This is a genomic window from Arthrobacter sp. B0427-1-12 (assembly GCF_059092905.1).
This window is the reverse complement of sequence record NZ_JBNHIC010000038.1, coordinates 1-16,892: the sequence shown is the minus strand read 5'-3', so window position 1 is coordinate 16,892 and position 16,892 is coordinate 1. Positions and strand designations below refer to the sequence as shown.

General features: G+C 66.5%; 16 protein-coding genes, 1 other RNA gene and 2 pseudogenes. 4 read left to right on the top strand and 15 right to left on the bottom strand.

From position 1 onward, the window contains the following. Positions 1 to 9: 9 nt before the first annotated feature. The gene (locus AC5RWU_RS18170) at positions 10 to 1,110 is read left to right on the top strand and encodes a carboxylate-amine ligase (protein ID WP_494027928.1); all 1,101 of its coding nucleotides are present in this window, start codon (positions 10 to 12) and stop codon (positions 1,108 to 1,110) included. On the opposite strand, the gene AC5RWU_RS18165 is transcribed toward AC5RWU_RS18170, so the two are convergent. The 7 genes from AC5RWU_RS18165 to prfB form a co-directional block, all read right to left on the bottom strand. Further along, positions 1,082 to 2,515 carry an MFS transporter gene (locus AC5RWU_RS18165; RefSeq protein ID WP_494027929.1) on the bottom strand — a complete coding sequence of 478 codons (1,434 nt, stop codon included), beginning with the start codon at positions 2,513 to 2,515 and terminating at the stop codon, positions 1,082 to 1,084. The genes AC5RWU_RS18170 and AC5RWU_RS18165 overlap by 29 nt on opposite strands. Before the next feature lie 79 nt (positions 2,516 to 2,594). Next, positions 2,595 to 2,965, bottom strand: a transfer-messenger RNA (tmRNA) gene (gene ssrA, locus AC5RWU_RS18160). 106 nt (positions 2,966 to 3,071) lie between these two features. After that, positions 3,072 to 3,542, bottom strand: coding sequence for an SsrA-binding protein SmpB (gene smpB, locus AC5RWU_RS18155; RefSeq protein ID WP_494027930.1), 471 nt, complete (start codon positions 3,540 to 3,542; stop codon positions 3,072 to 3,074). 117 nt (positions 3,543 to 3,659) lie between these two features. Beyond that, positions 3,660 to 5,033 carry a murein hydrolase activator EnvC family protein gene (locus AC5RWU_RS18150; protein WP_494027931.1) on the bottom strand — a complete coding sequence of 458 codons (1,374 nt, stop codon included), beginning with the start codon at positions 5,031 to 5,033 and terminating at the stop codon, positions 3,660 to 3,662. Between the two features lie 55 nt (positions 5,034 to 5,088). Continuing rightward, complete coding sequence (gene ftsX, locus AC5RWU_RS18145) at positions 5,089 to 6,003, bottom strand: permease-like cell division protein FtsX (protein WP_494027932.1); 915 nt, start codon at positions 6,001 to 6,003, stop codon at positions 5,089 to 5,091. Next, entirely contained in the window at positions 6,000 to 6,689 is a 690-nt protein-coding gene (gene ftsE / locus AC5RWU_RS18140; RefSeq protein WP_494027933.1) for a cell division ATP-binding protein FtsE, read from the bottom strand. Before ftsE ends, ftsX begins: the two co-directional genes overlap by 4 nt. A 173-nt stretch (positions 6,690 to 6,862) precedes the next feature. Further along, positions 6,863 to 7,978, bottom strand: a complete 1,116-nt coding sequence (gene prfB, locus AC5RWU_RS18135; protein WP_494027934.1) for a peptide chain release factor 2 — start codon at positions 7,976 to 7,978, stop codon at positions 6,863 to 6,865. Between the two features lie 93 nt (positions 7,979 to 8,071). Here prfB and AC5RWU_RS18130 point away from each other — a divergent pair, with 93 nt between their 5' ends. Together AC5RWU_RS18130 and AC5RWU_RS18125 are read left to right on the top strand one after the other, a co-directional pair. Further along, positions 8,072 to 8,395: a thioredoxin family protein gene (locus tag AC5RWU_RS18130; protein ID WP_494027935.1), complete on the top strand. Its 324-nt coding sequence runs from the start codon at positions 8,072 to 8,074 to the stop codon at positions 8,393 to 8,395. A gap of 62 nt (positions 8,396 to 8,457) precedes the next feature. Continuing rightward, positions 8,458 to 9,630: a glucose-1-phosphate adenylyltransferase family protein gene (locus tag AC5RWU_RS18125; RefSeq protein ID WP_494027936.1), complete on the top strand. Its 1,173-nt coding sequence runs from the start codon at positions 8,458 to 8,460 to the stop codon at positions 9,628 to 9,630. A gap of 33 nt (positions 9,631 to 9,663) precedes the next feature. Here AC5RWU_RS18125 and AC5RWU_RS18120 read toward each other — a convergent pair whose 3' ends face one another. The 8 genes and pseudogenes from AC5RWU_RS18120 to AC5RWU_RS18085 all read right to left on the bottom strand — a co-directional run bounded on the left by AC5RWU_RS18120 (position 9,664) and on the right by AC5RWU_RS18085 (position 15,133). After that, on the bottom strand, positions 9,664 to 10,176 hold the full coding sequence (locus AC5RWU_RS18120) for a pilus assembly protein TadG-related protein (RefSeq protein ID WP_494027937.1): 513 nt from the start codon (positions 10,174 to 10,176) through the stop codon (positions 9,664 to 9,666). Next, positions 10,173 to 10,667, bottom strand: a complete 495-nt coding sequence (locus tag AC5RWU_RS18115) for a hypothetical protein (protein ID WP_494027938.1) — start codon at positions 10,665 to 10,667, stop codon at positions 10,173 to 10,175. The genes AC5RWU_RS18120 and AC5RWU_RS18115 overlap by 4 nt, the downstream gene beginning before the upstream one ends. After that, positions 10,648 to 11,067: a TadE family protein gene (locus tag AC5RWU_RS18110; protein ID WP_494027939.1), complete on the bottom strand. Its 420-nt coding sequence runs from the start codon at positions 11,065 to 11,067 to the stop codon at positions 10,648 to 10,650. The genes AC5RWU_RS18115 and AC5RWU_RS18110 overlap by 20 nt, the downstream gene beginning before the upstream one ends. Then, on the bottom strand, positions 11,068 to 11,313 hold the full coding sequence (locus AC5RWU_RS18105; RefSeq protein ID WP_494027940.1) for a hypothetical protein: 246 nt from the start codon (positions 11,311 to 11,313) through the stop codon (positions 11,068 to 11,070). A gap of 45 nt (positions 11,314 to 11,358) precedes the next feature. Continuing rightward, positions 11,359 to 12,312, bottom strand: a complete 954-nt coding sequence (locus tag AC5RWU_RS18100; RefSeq protein ID WP_494027941.1) for a type II secretion system F family protein — start codon at positions 12,310 to 12,312, stop codon at positions 11,359 to 11,361. After that, a pseudogene (locus AC5RWU_RS18095) lies at positions 12,312 to 13,167 on the bottom strand (type II secretion system F family protein). Before AC5RWU_RS18095 ends, AC5RWU_RS18100 begins: the two are co-directional and overlap by 1 nt. Positions 13,168 to 13,169: 2 nt before the next feature. Further along, a pseudogene (locus tag AC5RWU_RS18090) lies at positions 13,170 to 13,666 on the bottom strand (CpaF family protein); the annotation flags it as partial. Positions 13,667 to 13,822: 156 nt separating this feature from the next. Beyond that, positions 13,823 to 15,133 (bottom strand): D-alanyl-D-alanine carboxypeptidase family protein, encoded by a 1,311-nt coding sequence (locus AC5RWU_RS18085; RefSeq protein WP_494027942.1) that lies wholly within the window; start codon positions 15,131 to 15,133, stop codon positions 13,823 to 13,825. 221 nt (positions 15,134 to 15,354) lie between these two features. Between AC5RWU_RS18085 and AC5RWU_RS18080 the strand changes: the two genes are divergently transcribed. Further along, positions 15,355 to 16,833, top strand: a complete 1,479-nt coding sequence (locus AC5RWU_RS18080) for an S-layer homology domain-containing protein (RefSeq protein ID WP_494027943.1) — start codon at positions 15,355 to 15,357, stop codon at positions 16,831 to 16,833. Positions 16,834 to 16,892: the final 59 nt, after the last annotated feature.

The following is a 16,892-nucleotide window of genomic DNA, read 5'->3' as shown; positions in this document are numbered from 1 at the left end:
AGACAATCTGTGACAACCCTGGGGATCGAAGAAGAGTACCTGCTCCTCAACCCGATCACTGGCCTGCCGGAGCCGGTGGCCCAGAAGGTGTCAGCCGAACTGGAAGGCTCGGCCCAGGTGGCCAACGACGATATCCAGCGTGAACTGCTGACCTGCCAGATCGAGACCGCAACTCCGGTCTGCACCACGCTGACGGAAGCCGAGGAATCCCTGCTCAATTTCCGCCGCAACCTGGATGCGGCCGCGCGCAAGGCGGGTGTCCGGGCCGCCGCCGTGGCCACGGCACCGCGGATTGAAGAGTCCTACCCGGAGATCACTGACAAGCAGCGCTACCACGACCTGAAGGCCAGTGCGAAGGGCATCGTAGCGGACCAGTTCGTCAACGGTCTGCATGTGCATGTGGGCATCCCGGATAAGGAAACGGGAGTCCAGGCCCTGAACCGGATCCGGCCCTGGCTGCCGGCGATCGTGGCGCTGAGCGCCAACTCGCCGTTCTGGCTGGACCGCGACAGCGGTTTCGCCAGCTGGCGGATCGTCCACTACCGGCGCTGGCCGGTACAGGGCTGCGCACCCGTCTTCGCCGACGCCGACGACTATGAACGGCGCATCCAGCGGCTGGTGGACATCGGCGTCATCATCGACCGCGGCGTGCTCACCTGGGTGGCGCGGCTGTCCGACCACTACCCAACGCTCGAAGTCCGCGCCGGCGACGTCCAGCTGGAGGCACAGGATGCCGTGCTGCTGGGTGCCCTGATCCGCGGCCTGGTCGCCACCGCCGTCGAGGATGTCCGGGCGGACCGCCCCTATGCCAAGCCGGATGACGAACTGCTCGATGCCGCGCTGTGGCAGGCCGGCCGGCACGGCCTGACCGGCAAACTCGTCGATCTGGAGTCCGGCGTCCTGGTCCCCGCCCGCGGCCATATCGATGCCCTGATCCGGCGGATCCGGCCGGCGCTGGAGGACGAAGGGGATGCGGACTGGGCGGATGCGGGAATTGAGACGCTGTGGCAGCGCGGCACCGGCGCCGAGCGCCAACGCCGTGCCATGGAGGCCGGCGGCATGCCGGCCCTGCTGGACCTGTTCAGCGCCTCGCTGACCGCCGAGCACTGAGCCTGCCGTCCCCGGAGGCGGGATTCCGGATGCCGATGGCGGCGGCGATACCACCGGCGAACAGCAGCGCCGCCGTCGCCACAACCGAACGCTGCAGAGCGCCAAGATCCAGCGCCGGACCCACGACGACGCCGGCCAGCGCGATCGTGACCAAGCCGGCAATGCGCGCCACGGCATTGTTGACCGCCGATCCAATGCCCGCCTGCTCGGGCGGGACGGCGCCCAGGATGGCAGCGGTCAGCGGCGCCACCGTTACGGCCAGCCCCACGCCGAACACCAGGAGCCCGGGCAGCACCTGCGACCAGTAGTCCAATCCGGGCCGGACAGACAACAGCCACAGGAAGCCCGCCCCGGCCAGCATCGGGCCGCCGGCCATGAACCAGCGCGGCCCATGTCTGGCGGCAAGGGAACCGAAACCGGACGACAGCACCAGCAGCATCACCGTGCTCGGCAACAGTGCGACCCCGGCCGCCGTCGCGGACAGACCCGCAACCTGCTGGAGGTACAGCACCAGGATCAGGAAGCCGAAGGACAGCCCGCCGTAGATGGCGAAGGTGGCAACATTCCCGGCCGTGAAGTTCCGTTCCCGGAAAAGGCCGAGCGGCATCATCGGCCGGGCGGTCCGGGCTTCATGCCTCAGGAACAGCCCCAGCGCCAGGACCCCTGCCGCCAGCGGAATCCAGACGGACGGATGCTGCCAGCCCGCTGTGGCGGAGTGGATGAAAGCGAAGACCGGGCCGGCGAGCCCCATCACAGCCAAGGCGGCACCGGCGTAGTCCACGCGGACGGCGGCATTCGCCGGCGGCGGAGCAGCGAAGCCCTCGCCCCGGAGCCTGGCCAGCATCGGCATCGCGACAGCGAACGGCAGCAGGTTGATGAAGAAGATCAGCCGCCAGCTCAGCAGGTCCACCGCCGCCCCGCCGATCAACGGGGAGACAATGGTGGCTGCTCCCGTGGAAGCAGTCCAGATCCCGATCGCCCTGCCCTGATCGGCCGGCGGAAAGGCCGCCATGATCAGCGCCAGCGAGCTTGGCACCAGCAGTGCACCGGCGATTCCCTGAAGGCCCCGCGCGGCGATCAGCATCGTGTCCGTGGCGGCGAGTCCGCAGAACACGGAGGTGGCTGCAAAACCGACCAGGCCCCACTGCAGGACACGTACGCGGCCATAGGCGTCGGAAAGCGCGCCGGCGACCAGGATCAGGGCCCCGAGCGTCAGCAGGTAGGCATCCACGATCCATTGCTGCGAGGCCAGTCCTCCGCCGAGCTCGCCGGCCATGGCCGGCAGGGCAAGATTCACGACATTGCCGTCCAGGATCGCGATGAACGACGCAAGAACAGCCACCAGCAGCACCGTCCGGCGTGCGGACGGCGAGGCACCGGCGGTGCCCGGGGCCGTCGTCGTCATGACAGCACCCTACCGCCGTGCATGCAAAAGCGCCCCGGTCCGAAGGCCGGGGCGCTGTGCCATGTTCCGAAAGGAACGGAAGTGGAGATGGGGGGAATTGAACCCCCGTCCGATGTCGTGTTGTCAGGGCTTCTCCGGGCGCAGTTTGCGTCGGGATTTCTCGGCCCCAGCCATCATGCAAACATGTGGCTGGCCCGGGCCCAGCCGTCTAAAAGTCCCGGCAGCCCCAACGGCGAAGGCTGCCAGCAGTGGCTCCCTAAATGACGTCAGTCACCGGGTCGAGAGCATACCCGGGCTGACGGACTGGCTATCGCAGGTTAGGCTGCGAGAGCGAAGTCATGCTGCTTAGATTCAGCATTTATTTTTTTACAGAGAGCGTTTACGAGATAACCCTGTATCCTCGGCCCGCTTCCCCTGTCGCGACTAACATCGTCGAAACCTGTCATCCCCATATTCAGTTACCAAAATATTCAGTTACCGATCCCGCATTCCTGCAGGACCATCTAGCATAACACACCGCCGCGGAGGGATATTCCCGCCTGGCAGCGGCCCCGGATCAGCCGAGGTTCTTCTCCCGCATGGCGCGCTGGGCCTCGCGGCTGTCCTGCTTCTCGCGCAGCGCCTGGCGCTTGTCATAGTCCTTCTTGCCGCGGGCGATAGCAATCTCCACTTTGGCCCGGCCGTCCACGAAGTACAGTTGCAGCGGAACGATCGTAAAGCCCGATTCGCGCGTCTTCTGGGCAATCTTGGTCAGTTCCTCGCGGTGCAGCAGCAGCTTGCGACGGCGGCGGGCGGCGTGATTGGTCCAGCTGCCGTTGAGGTACTCGGGAATATAGACGGATTCGAGCCACAGTTCGTCGTTGTAGAAGGTGGCAAAACCGTCCACCAGGGACGACCGTCCCTCACGCAGGGACTTCACCTCGGTGCCCATCAGGACCATTCCGGCCTCATAGGTATCCAGAATGTGGTAATCATGCCGGGCCTTCCGATTGGTGGCCACTGCCTTACGGCCACTTTCCTTGGGCACGGTCGACTCTCCTCGCTAGGTTGGAAACAGTATCCCAGTCTACCGGATGGAGCATCTGCCGGAGGAAGCACACCGCAGGGCGCGACAGGCGTGCCGAGCCTGCCGGCACGAGCCCGGCTAGAGCAGTCCCCTCGGATCGACGAGCGTACCGTTGAGGCTGGTCTCGAAGTGCAAGTGGCAGCCCGTGGAGTTGCCGGTGGTTCCGGTATAGCCGATGAGCTGGCCGGCGCTGACCTTGTCGCCCGCACTCACCACGTAGTTGGTGAGGTGGTAGTAGTTCGTGGCCAAGGAGTTGCCCTCCACCACGCCGTGGTTGATGACGATCCGGTTGCCTGCGCCCGGCAGCACGTACGAGTCCGCGTACCAGATCTCGCCGGCCGCCGGAGCGTACAGCGGCGTACCGCAGGGCGTACCGAAGTCGATGCCGGTGTGGGTGTAGCCTCCGGTGCCGTTGAAATCAACGGTGCCGACCGGCGTCGGACGCCAGCCGTAACCGGAGGTGATCGGGATGCTCGCCGGCACCGGGTGGCGCAGGCCGAAGGCCGAGGGGCTGCCGGTGGTGACCGGCGGGGCGGGGGCAGGACGGCCCTCCGCCTCGGCGGCGGCGCGCGCGGCTTCGGCGGCTGCAGCCTGGGCCGCCAACCATGCCTCCCGTTCGCGGCGCTGGCGTTCGGCGATCTCGTTCTGGACCTGCTGGTGGGCAGCCTCGGTTGCCGCCAGCTGCGCCTCGATCTCGGGGCGCTTGGCCTGCAGTTCGTCGGACAGCCGTGATGTATCGGCAATCAGCTGGTCCACCTTGGCCTTTTCGGCCGCCGCCGCATCGCGTGCTTCCTGCTCGGTTGCCAGGGCTGCATCCGCCTGGGCCTTGAGGCCCCGGATCTCCTCCTCCACAGCGGCCAGGCGGGCCTCGGAATTCGCATTCGTCGCGCTCTGCTGGGCCAGGCTGTCCATGGTCGCGGTCTGGCTGCGCAGGGCCTGTCCGGCCAGCCCCATCGAATCGGTCAGGCTGTCCGAGCCGCGGTTGCCGAAGAACAGGGAAAGGTTGGAAGGAACACCGCCGTTCTTGTACGCCTGCGTCGCGATCTGGCCGATAACCTTCTTCGTATCGGCCATCTGGGCCTGGTCCTGATCCAGTTGCCGGGTGATGTTGTCCTTGGTTTCCTGCGCCAGTTCGACGCGGGCTGCCAGCGCGTTGACTTCATTGGTGGCCGTGACAACGCGGCCCTCGGCATCCGCCAGCGCCTGCTGCGCCGCCGGCAGCTGCCCCTGGAACATCTTCAGTTCGGCGATGGTCCTGGCGATGTCCGCATCGAGGAACTCGATGGACTGCTGCACCTTGGCGATTTCGCTCTCCAACGCCGCCTTGCGGTCGTCGAGCTCGTCGGCGTGTGCTCCACCCGCGCCCAGCGAAAACGCCAGGACGGCCGCCATCGCCGTACTCAGCACGGACCTGGACAGGCACTTGCGGCGGGATGCAGTGTTACGGTTCATCGTCCCTTTTCCTGATGCGGTGGTACTTGCAGTGAAGCGCGCGCCGAACATTACTTTAAACCTTGAGGTAACGCCGCAGCGTCAGCATCGAGGAAGCTCCGGCGAGCAAGGCGCCCAGCAGCAGGAGCCCCGGAGCTATCAGCAGCACCTGGCTGGATGAAATGAACGCAGTATCGGGATACTGATTCGCCAGCCAGTCGCCGATGAAGAAGTGCGAGACGGCCCACAGGGTGACGGAGGCCAGCAGGGCCCCGATGACTGCCGCGATGACGCCCTCCAGGACGAATGGCAGCTGGATCACCGACTTGGAAGCACCGACCAGTCGCATAATGCCGGTTTCACGCCGGCGGCTGAAGGCGGAGAGCCGGATAGTGGTGGCGATGAGCAGGATGGCACAGACGATCATCACCGCGGCGATGGCCACCGCCACCAGGGACGCACCGTTCATCACGGAGAAAATCTGTTCCAGCAGCTCACGCTGGTCGATCACGACCTCCACGCCCGGCATGGAGGAAAACGCTTCATTGATGACCTCGTACTTCTCCGGGTCCACGAGGTTCACCCGGAAGGACTCCGGAAGCTGGTCCGCCGTCACTGAATCCACGATCGGCGAATTGGCGAATTGCTCCTTGAAATGCCCCAGCGCTTGGTCCTGGGATTCGTATTCGACGGTGGAAATGTACGGCGTCATGGCCGGCGCATGCAGCGCCTGTTCAATGTCGGCACGCTGCTGGTCCGTTACCGGTCCGGCGGAGCACGTTGCCGCCGTCGAAGTGTCGACGCACAGGAAGATGGCCACCTGTACCTTGTCGTACCAGTAGCCCTTCATCTGGCCGATCTGCATCTGCAGCAGGCCGGCCGCCCCCACGAAGGTAAGCGAAACGAATGTCACGAGAATCACCGAGACCACCATCGATAGATTCCGGCGCAGGCCCGAACCTATTTCCCCTAGTATGAAAGCAAGTCTCATTTGGATCCCTCGTAAATACCTTGGGCTTCGTCACGGATTACGCTGCCGTGGTGCAGCTCCACTACCCGCCTGCGCATCGTATTGACGATGTCGTCGTCGTGGGTCGCCATGACCACCGTCGTCCCGTGCTGGTTAATCTTGTCCAGCACGTTCATGATGCCCATCGACGTAGTCGGGTCGAGGTTGCCGGTCGGCTCATCGGCCAGGAGGATGCCGGGCTTGTTGACGACAGCCCGGGCAATGGCCACGCGCTGCTGCTCGCCGCCGGAGAGCTCGTGCGGCATGCGGTTTTCCTTGCCCTCGAGGCCGACAGTCTTCAGCACCTCGGGAACCGTCTGGCGGATCATGCCCCGGCTCTTGCCAATGACCTGCATGGCGAAGGCGACGTTGGCGAATACCGTCTTCTGGGGCAGCAGGCGGAAGTCCTGGAAGACCACACCGATGCCGCGGCGCAGCTTGGGCACCCGCCAGCTCGGAATGTTGGCGACATTCTGCCCGGCGACGTAGACGGAGCCGCGGGTGGCCCGGTCCTCCTTCAGCACGAGGCGGATGAACGTGGACTTGCCGGAACCGGAAGCGCCCACCAGGAAGACGAATTCACTCCGATCCACCTCGAGGGTGATGTTGTCCAGCGCCGGCCGTGAGTGCCGATCGTAGATCTTCGTGACGTTGTCGAATTTAATCATGACTATTCCGTGCCCAGATTCTGCTGCCGGCGCCAGGGCCTCTGTGTTGGAAACATTCCACCGGCTCCTCGACTATAGCCAGCAGTCAAGGCATAGCCGGCGGCCTGCCGGGCGTGTCGTGGGTGAATTCACCTTCTGTGCATCGGACCGGCAGACCCCTGAGGCGAGCGGTATCAGACCGCGGCGTTGCGGCTGTTGGCCCGCCAGCGGATGCCGGCGTCGATGAAATCGTCGATCTCGCCGTCGAGCACAGCGGCGGTGTTCCCCACCTCGTGCTCGGTCCGCAGGTCCTTGACCATCTGGTAGGGATTGAGCACATAGGAGCGCATCTGATCGCCCCAGGATGCCTTCACATCGCCCGCGAGCGCCTTCTTCTCCGCGTCTTCCTGTTCCTTCTTCAGCAGCAGGAGCCGGGACTGCAGCACGCGCATGGCCGCTGCACGGTTCTGGATCTGGGACTTTTCGTTCTGCATGGAGACCACGATCCCGGTGGGAAGGTGCGTCAGGCGCACGGCGGAGTCCGTGGTGTTGACGGACTGCCCGCCCGGCCCCGAGGAACGGAAGACGTCCACCCGGATCTCGTTGTCCGGGATCTCGATGCTGTCCGTCTGCTCGATCAGCGGAATGACCTCGACGGCGGCGAAGGAGGTCTGGCGGCGGCCCTGGTTGTCGAACGGGCTGATCCGCACCAGGCGGTGCGTTCCGGCCTCCACCGACAGAGTGCCGAAAGCGAAGGGCGCCTTGACCTCGAAGGTGGCGGATTTCAGCCCCGCCTCCTCCGCATAGGAGGTGTCCAGTACAGCGGTCGGATAGCCGTGCCGCTCTGCCCAGCGCAGGTACATGCGCAGCAGCATCTCGGCGAAGTCTGCGGCGTCGACGCCGCCGGCGCCGGAACGGATGGTGACGACGGCCTCACGCTCGTCGTATTCGCCGGAGAGCAGCGTGACCACTTCCAGCTCCTCAAGCGCCTTGCGCAGCGCCTGCAGTTCCCTGGCCGCCTCCGCCCGGGAGTCGGCGTCGTCCTCATCCTGGGCCAGCTCCACCAGCACCTCGAGGTCGTCGATGCGGCCCTGCAGCTTTTCCAGCCGCTCCAGTTCGGACTGGCGGTGGGACAGCCTGGAGGTGATCTTCTGTGCTGCCGCCGGATCGTCCCACAGGTCCGGCGCGCCTGCCTTCTCACTCAGCTCGGCGATGTCCGCCTTGATGGCGTCGACGTCCGATACTGATTCGATCGATTCATAGGTGGCGCGGAGGGCGCGGATCTCTGCGGGAAAATCAATTTCTGCCATGGTTATTCAAGCGTACGCTATGGCGGGAATGCCGGGACCTGCGCCCGCTGTTGCACTCTATGTCCGTGGCGGACCCGGAAGGAAGGCAGAAATTTGACGACGGCGGCAGGCGCACCACCGGAAGCAACCGGGCCGGACCTCCCGAGCGTGCTCTTCTTCGCTTCCGCATTCTGCGCGCCCTGCACCGCGGCCCGCCGGGTCCTGGTCCGCGCCCAGGAGCTGCTGCCCGCCTTGGAGGTCCGTGAGTTCGACGTCGCCTCGGACCCCGGCGCCGGCGAGCGCTGGGACGTCCGCTCCACGCCGACCATCGTGCTGACTGACGGTACGCGCGAACTCTTCCGCGCCGCCGGTGCTCCCACGCTGGGGCAGCTTCTGGCCGTGATCGGCAGCCGGGTCGCTGGAATCCCGGTTTGCTAGCCTCGTCACGAGTGAGGTTGCAGCAGCCGGGCTGCTGCTGACAGCAAAGGTGAGGAGCCGACATGAGCAGACCCACGATCCTGGCCATCATCCTGGCCGGTGGCCCGGGCGGCCGCCTCGGAGTGCTGACCGACCAGCGTGCCAAACCGTCCCTGCCCGTGGCCGGCAACTACCGGCTGATCGACTTTCCGCTGTCCAACCTGAAGCACAGCCACATCCCCGATGTGTGGGTCGTGGAGCAGTACCTGCCGTACTCACTCAACGACCACATCGCCAATGGGCGGCCGTGGGACCTCGACCGGACCCATGGCGGGCTGCGGATCCTGCCGCCCTACCAGGGTGGCGACGGCGAAGGATTCGCCGAGGGCAACGCCGACGCGCTGTACCGGCAGGCGTCCTTGATCCGCGAGTTCGCTCCTGATCTGGTCCTGGTCCTCAGCGCAGACCATCTGTATACGCTCGACTACCGGGACGTCGTCAACACCCATCTGCGGACCGGGGCGGCCCTGACCATGGTGACCACCAAGGTGGACGGCGATGCCTCCCGGTACGGCGTGGTGGAAGCGGCCGGCGGGCGCGTGACCGGTTTCGAGTACAAGCCGAAGCAGCCGAAAACGGACCTTGTCACGGCCGAGGTTTTCCTCTACGACCGTGAGGTGCTGCTCGACACGATGGAGCTGCTGGCCCGGAAGGAAGACGGCCTGCAGGACTACGGCCACAGCCTGGTTCCCTATCTGGTGGAACATGAATCCGTCGCCGAGCACCGCTTCGAGGGGTACTGGCGGGATGTGGGAACAGTCGCGAGCTACTGGGAAGCCCACATGGAACTGCTGGCCGGAACCGGAGTGGAAACAGATGATCCAGCGTGGCCGGTGGTCACAGCCAGTCCGCAGCTGAAGCCGGCCTTCATCGCCGCCGGTGCCGAAGTGGCGGACAGCCTCATCTGCGCGGGTGCAACGGTGCGTGGCACGGTGGTGCGCAGCGTGATCGGGCCCGGTGCCGTCGTCGAAACCGGCGCGACGGTCACTGATTCGGTCCTGCTGCACGGCGCGTGCGCTGCGGAAGGCGCGCGGCTGACCCGGATGATTGCCGACGCCGGCGCTGCCGCCGGCAGCGGTTCGACGGTCGGCGGTGCCGGCGACATCACGGTGCTCGGCCCCGAAAGCCGCGCCGCGGCCGGGGACACCGTGGGCGCCGGGGCCATGGTGCCCCCGGGCGGTGAACCGCCGGCGTGACGCCTCCTCCTGCTGGTGCTCCCTGCCGGCGCCTTAGCGGGTCAGTTCCGACCGCGCATCACTCACCGCGGTGATGGGAATGCCGGCCGGCACCAGTAGGTTGACCACCGGCGGATGCACGACGGCGGTCAAGGCCACGTGCGCTGTCCGGCTGTCCGGCGTTCCGGTTTCGCCGGAGATGCCCAGCTGGCTGAACCGGCTGTGCGCACCGGTGGCGTCCAGGTACCGCTGCACCGACCCCTGCACGCTGTCCCGGTCAAGGATCGCAACCGGAGCTTCCGCGGCGGCCGCCACTTCCCCGAGCCCGAAGGCGTCGGCAGCCGCCAGGGAAGCTCCATCGGCTACCGACAGCAGTTTCTTGTGCTCGATATAGACGGCGGAGACAGCCATCACCACCGTCACGACCAGCAGTGAGAGCACTGTGTAGCCGAGGATCAGGATCATCACCTGCCCGTCCTCGTCCCGGCTGTCCTGGTCCCGGCTGTCCTGGTCCCGGCACGTCTCCCCGGCCCGGGTCCGCCCGGTCCGCTCCCCCGGCTGCCTCACCGGAACCTGCCCCCCGTCTGCGTTGCGGTTGAATCGACCGTCGCCGCAGACAGTGAAAGTCCAGGCATGGTCGGAACGAGCGGCAGCGGTACGCGCAGCTGGACCCGGACCGTCACGCTGGAGGCAGGCTCGAGGCAGGCCGCCGGTGCACAGACGACCTCCATCGCCGCGTGCGAGGCCTCGAAACCGAAGTCGGTCATGGCCAGATCGGCCGCTTGCCGGGCCCGCGTTTCCGCCTCCGCCACGTTTTCCGACGCTGCATAGACTTTGGCCGCCTGGTCCGCCGCGCCGACGACGGCGAATGAACCGGCCTGGAGCTGGCTGACGGTAAGGATCAGGTAGACCACCGGAATCAGCATGAGCGTACCCAGGAAGGTGAATTCGACGACGGCGCCGCCCTCCTGGGCCCCGGCGGGATCCCCCCGGCACAGGGCGGTCCGGAGCCGCCGTTGCAGCGCTCCCGCCAGGCCCTCAGCGTACGAGCGCAGCATGCCCGCTCACCTCCATCATTCCGGCCGGCCCCAGCAGGCCGAGCACCGGAAAGGGCGCCCGCACGGTGACCTGCAATGTCCGCAGACCCTGGAGTTCGGACTCGCCGACGGCCACGTCCTGGGCAAAGGGCGGATTCAGGCTGCCGGCGATCAGTGACGCCGTCCGCTGCTGCGCATCGGCGGCGCTGCGGTCAGCCAACGTTCCGTACCGCGCCCCGGAGGCCGCCGCGTCAATCAGTGTGTTCCGGACGTGCAGGACAAGGGCCAGCTGGATGATGGACACGAAGATTACCGTCAGCAGGCCGCCGACCAGCACGAAGTCCACCGTAGCTGCCCCGCTCTCGGCGCCCAGGCGGCACCCAGCCGATCCCTGCCGGGCACGCAGGACAAGCCGGGGCACCTACGGCTTGACCTGGTTGATGGCCTGCAGGAACAGGTCCTCAGGTGCGGGCCCCGCGACCGCGAGCAGCGCTGCCACCAGTACAGCGGACATCAAGGTGATCATGACCCACCGCGGCACGTCGCCGCGTTCCTTGCCGTCCTCTGCGCTGTCCGCGGCCAGGGCGGCAGCTACCCGCGCGGCGAAGGCGCCGAGGATTAGCTGGACTGCGGCAACGAGTCCGAAGTTCCTGAATTTCTTTTCCATGGTTTCCCCTCTTGTAGTCGAGACTTGCCGTAGGTGCGTGATGATTCAAAAACCCAGGTAGATCAGGGCAATGCCCGGATAGACGGCGAACAACACCGTGAGCGGCAGGACACCGAAGACCAGCGGAACCATCATGCCGATCTCCTTCTTGCCGGCCGATTCCATCAGGTCGCGCTTGGCCATGTCCCGGACGTCCTGGGCCTGCGCACGCAGCACGTCAGCCAGCGGCGTGCCGCGTTCCACGGCCACCGTAATGCCGTCCACGAACCTGACCAATGGGGCCAATTGCGTGCGGTTGGAGAACTCGCGCAGGGCTGCCAGCAACGGCGTTCCCGATCGCGTGGCGGCCAGGACGCGGCCGAACTCGCCGGCCAGCTCGCCGTTCGCCGTACGGCAGATCCGCTCGAGGGCCCCGGTGGCACTTTCCCCCGCACTGACAGCGAGGGCCATCATGTCCGCCAGGCTCGGGAAATCCGCCAGCATTCTGGCCTCCCGTTTACTGATCTGCAGCGTCAGCAGGTAGTCCCGCAGCATGAAACCGGCTGCGGCGCCGCCCAAGGCAAGGATCAGGGCCAGCAGCACGTTGAAATTGCCCGCCGCTGCAGTCAGCACAGCCAGCGCGGCTCCCATCACGAGCCCAGCCGCCGCCCAGATAATCTGTTCGGCGCGGAAATCCAGCGGACTCTGCGATTTCCCGGCCTGCGCCAGGCGCTTGACCAGCACTCCGGTAGCCGGATTAAACCGGTTCAGCCAGCCGACGGCGTCGTGCAGCACCGGACGCACGATGCGTTCGAGCGGACCAAACGGGGTGATATTGGCCGGGCCGGTGCGCAGCAGCCGGCTTTGCACATCCACCGACTTCAGCTGGGGCGCAATCCGGTCCACAAAGCGCTGTTGGCGCATGACCGGCAGCCGGACAAAAGTCAGCCACAGGCCCGCACCGAGCGCACCGCCGGTCAGCAGGGACCACACCAACAAACCGTTTACCGCGATCCCCATCAGCGAAGCACCCGCTCATCCTCTGGAAGGGCGCCGATCCTCAGCATCAGGCGGTAGCAGCCGACCGATACGACCAGACCGCCCAGCAGCACAAAGGAACCCGCTGCAGAGTTGTAGGCCGCGACGGCTTCGGGCCGGGTGGCCAGCAGCATCAGCACGATCCACGGTGCGGCAACGGCAAGACGTGCCGCGTTGACCGTCCAGGACTGCCTGGCCTCGAGTTCGCTTCGGGTCCGTGCCGCATCGCGCAGAAACTCGGCGAGGGTACCGAGCAGCCGGCCTAGGTCCGACCCTCCGACTTCACGGGTTATCCGGATCGCTTCGACGATTCGGTCCGCGGTCGGATCCGCGAGCCGCATCTTCAGTCCGGCCAGAGCATGGTCGAACTGGCCGCCTGCCCGGTAATCCGCTCCGAACTCCCGGAACGGTCCGCGCAGCTCCTCAGGCCCCTTCTCCCCCCAGCTGGATCAGTGCCTCCGGAAGCGACAGGCCCGCCCGGATGGCTGAGCGCAGATGGTCGACGGCGTCCGGCCGGAGTTCGCGCAGCGAAGCGCTGCGCCGCTTGGCGCGCCAGCGTACCACCGCCAGCGGCAGCCAGGCTCCGAACAACCCGAAGCAGAACGCGATCGGGGCCGAACGCGTGAAGAGGAAGAACAGCAGCAGCACGAAGATCCCCACTGCGGCGCAGCTGGAAAGCAGTCCGGTTGGGGTGACCCTTTCGATCCCGGCCTGGCGCAGCAGATCGTCCAGCTGGCCGGAGCGGACCGTCCGGGCGGCCTTCGAGGGCTCATCCCAGCATGACCACCAGACAAGGAACAGTCCGACACCCAACACCAGGCCCAGGAGCACAGTCATACCTTGGCGATGAACTTGCGGATGTTGACTGCCCAGTGCCGGCGGGTCACATCCGGGATAACGACGTGCAGGCGGGAACCGTCCGGCAGGGCGGCATCAACGAACGGCGACGACAGATCGAGGCGCCGGCCGGATGATTTGAGCATCCGTTCCACCAGGTCGCGGACCTGTTGCTCGGTCAGCGTCAGGGAAGTGAGTTCCGATTCCCCGCCTCGGGCGACATAGATTTCCGTCGGCGAGTTGAGCCAAACCTCCTCGATCGTGGGTCGTCCAGCAGCGGCTGGAGGGCGCCGAACCCGGCAACGGCGTCGTACACGTGCCGGCGCGCCCGTTCCAGCTGGCCAAGGGGCGGCAGTGCGCCCAGGAGGGAACGCTCGTCGTAGTCATTGACGGCTGCTTCCACCAGCCGGCGGACCTCGCTGCCCTGGCTGGACGGGTCGATGCCGCGCCGGCGGATGAGCTCCCGCACCTCGTCTTCGACAATCCGCACTGCGTCCATAGCTGACCCCCATGCGCCACGCGGACGCTGAGTAGGAATAGTCCGCAGACCGGTGACGCAGGCTGCGGCAGGTTTCCCTCACAGCGTAGGCGAACAAGGAAACAGCAGGTGAACTGTTTCGTCTCTTGTGGAAAAGTCTCCCGGCGGGACCGGGGGTCAGTAGTTCGGCGCCGCCGGCAGCCCGAAGTACTGCTCCATGGTGGGTATGCCGCGGTTGCGCATGTCCGCGGCAATTCCCGGACCGACATAGCGCAGGTGCCACGGCTCGTACGCGTAGCCGGTCACTCCGGTGTATCCGCTCGGGTACCGGACGATGAACCCATAGCGGTACGCGTTCTGGGCTGCCCAGGCGCCCGCCGGAGTTCCCTCAAAGCAGCCCTGCAGTGCACAGGCGCCGTTGGGATTGCCGATATCGATCGCCAGACCAGTCTGGTGCTCGCTGTAGCCGGGGCGGGCGGAGATAGAGTCCGCAGCGGCCTGTCCGTACACGCTTATGTAGTACGCGTACAGGGAGGCCTGCGTCTGGTAGGTGCGGTAGCCGCTGACCGCGGTCATCGGCACGCCGGCTGCCTGGGCGGCCAGCATCAGTCGGCGGAACTGGCCGGCCGCTTCGGCCTGCAGCGTCTGCCCGGCAATAGGTGCGAGGGCGGCCGGCGCATAATCCGCGGGGCTGAGCGGCCGTTGCTTGTTAACCACGACGGCCGTGCTGTCCGCCCGATCGGTGCCCAGGGTTACGGACGCGCCGGTCTGCGGATTCCACGTGATGAGCCCGCCCTGAAAGGACTGCCGGCAGGTTACGGTGCCGCCGGTGAAGCACAGTTCGCCGTTGGCGGGGTAGCCCAGCGGGCCGCGTTCGTAGCCCTGCGCCGCCCAGGCGTTCAGGATCGCACCCCAGGCAGCATGCGCACCGGAGGCCGGGGACCACATCACCAGACCACCCTGGAACCACTGGTAACAGCCGCCGTCGCGGATCCCGCATCGCTCGCCCGTCACCGGATACCCCAGACCGCCGCGCTCGTAGCCCTGCGCCGCCCAGGCGTTCAGGATCGCACCCCAGGCAGCATGCGCACCGGAGGCCGGGGACCACATCACCAGACCACCCTGGAACCACTGGTAACAGCCGCCGTCGCGGATCCCGCATCGCTCGCCGGTCACCGGATACCCCAGACCGCCGCGCTCAAGGCCATGCACTGCCCAGGTCCCGCGGATGGCGCCCCACACCGCCTGCGCACCGGAGGCCGGCGACCAGTAGATGACGCCGCGCTCATACTGCTGCGCGCACCCGCTGTTGCGCAGACCGCAGACTTCTCCGCCCTGCGCGCGGCCCAAAGTCCCGCCGGGACCGCCGAGCTGCTGGTACCGCTGCTCGATTGCGGTCGCTGCACTCGCCGGCGCGGCCGGAACGGCCAAACCTATGACGGCGGCCATGATCGCGATCAGCATCATTCCGGCAAAGCGGCGCACCATGGTTCTCCCTCTGGAATCAGCAATACCTCAACGGTAGCGCCCCCCGGCAAGCGTGCTTTCCCCGCCTCAAAGGCATCAGTCCAGCCCTTGGTGTAACCCATGGTTAACAACCAAATTTCCCGTCCAAGGATTTTTACAAGCATGGCCCGTCAGAGTTTCAGCAGGCAACCGCCGGAGATAGCGGTTTCCCTTCATTACCCGCTATGAGGAGAAGAACTGCAATGAACACCTACCGTCCCCGCACCGACCAGAATCGTTCCGCGCGGCGTGGCCGCCGCCTGGCCCTCGCCGTCACCGCCGTAGCAATGATGGCACCGATGCTGGCCGTTCCCGCCAACGCAATCACCGTCAGCGAGCCCGCCCCCAACGGCGGCCTGGCCGCCGCCGGCCCGGTCGATCCGGCCACCGGCGCTCCGGCCTGGTACGAAGACAAGAACGGCGTGCGGCTCGAACTGTGCCTGAACGACCCGATGTGCCTTGCCATCCTTGAAATCCCCAACCCGGCTGCCCCGCTGTCCATCCCGGGCAACTTCCCCGGTGAGGCATTCTGGTGGGCCGGCGAAGCCGACGTGACCAGCGGTACGGCCACCGGCTCCATCATCATGGCCTCCGAGTACGCCTTCGCCAATGAAGTCCCTGCCGCCGGAGAACAGACCGTCTTCAACCGCCTGCGCATCCGGGTGGACGGGCTGACCCCCAACGCCACCTACACCATCACGCACCCGTACGGCGTGGAGGAACTGGTCGCCGACGTCGACGGAACGATCAACTTCACCGACGACGTCGGATGCTTCGACATCCCTTGCGCCGGCGCCGCTTTCGACCGGGCGCTGACCGGCCGGGTGGGCCCGTTCCTGACCTGGGACACCGGCGCACCGGAAGGCTACGTGGGCAACCCCAACGTTCCGCACGTCGTAACCGGCAGCCCGTATGACACCAACTTCTTCCGGGTCGAAGGTGCTGACGTGAGCATGGAAACGAACCTATTCCTGGTCCAGGGCAAGCTGGCCCCGCCGGCGTCTGCCTTCCCGGACGTGGCCTCGGACAACCCCTTCCTGGCCGAGATCAACTGGATGCACGCCAACGGCATCTCCACCGGCTATGACGACCGCACCTACCGGCCCACCACGCCGGTAGCCCGCGACGCCATGGCCGCGTTCATCTACCGCCTGCAGGGTTCACCCGCCTTCGTAGACCCGGCGGTCTCGCCGTTCGCGGATGTCCCGACGACCAACCAGTTCTACACCGAGATCGCATGGCTGGAACAGCAGGCGATCACCAACGGCTTCGAGGACCTGGGCTACCACCCGTATGAAGCCGTCAACCGCGACGCGATGGCGGCCTTCCTGTACCGGCTCGCCGGGGAGCCTGCGTTCACGGCTCCGGCGGTCTCCCCGTTCCCGGACTTGGCAACCGACAACCAGTTCTACAAGGAAATCGCCTGGCTGGCCTCGGAAGGCATCAAGATCACCACGGGCTACGAGGACGGTACCTTCCGTCCGACCTCCCCGGTGAACCGCGACGCGATGGCTGCCTTCATGTTCCGCTGGAACGCACTGTTCGGCACCATCCAGGATCCCGCAGCACCGGCGGCCCCGGCGGCTGATGCTGCCGCACCGGCCGACGGTGACGCAGCGGCCAACGGTGACGCAGCGGCCGACGCCGATGCTGAGGCGGACGCCGAGGTAGCAGCCCCGTAAGCCAAGCCGGCAAGCAATACGGTTCATCCGTTGCGGCCCCACCCAGCCAGGGTGGGGCC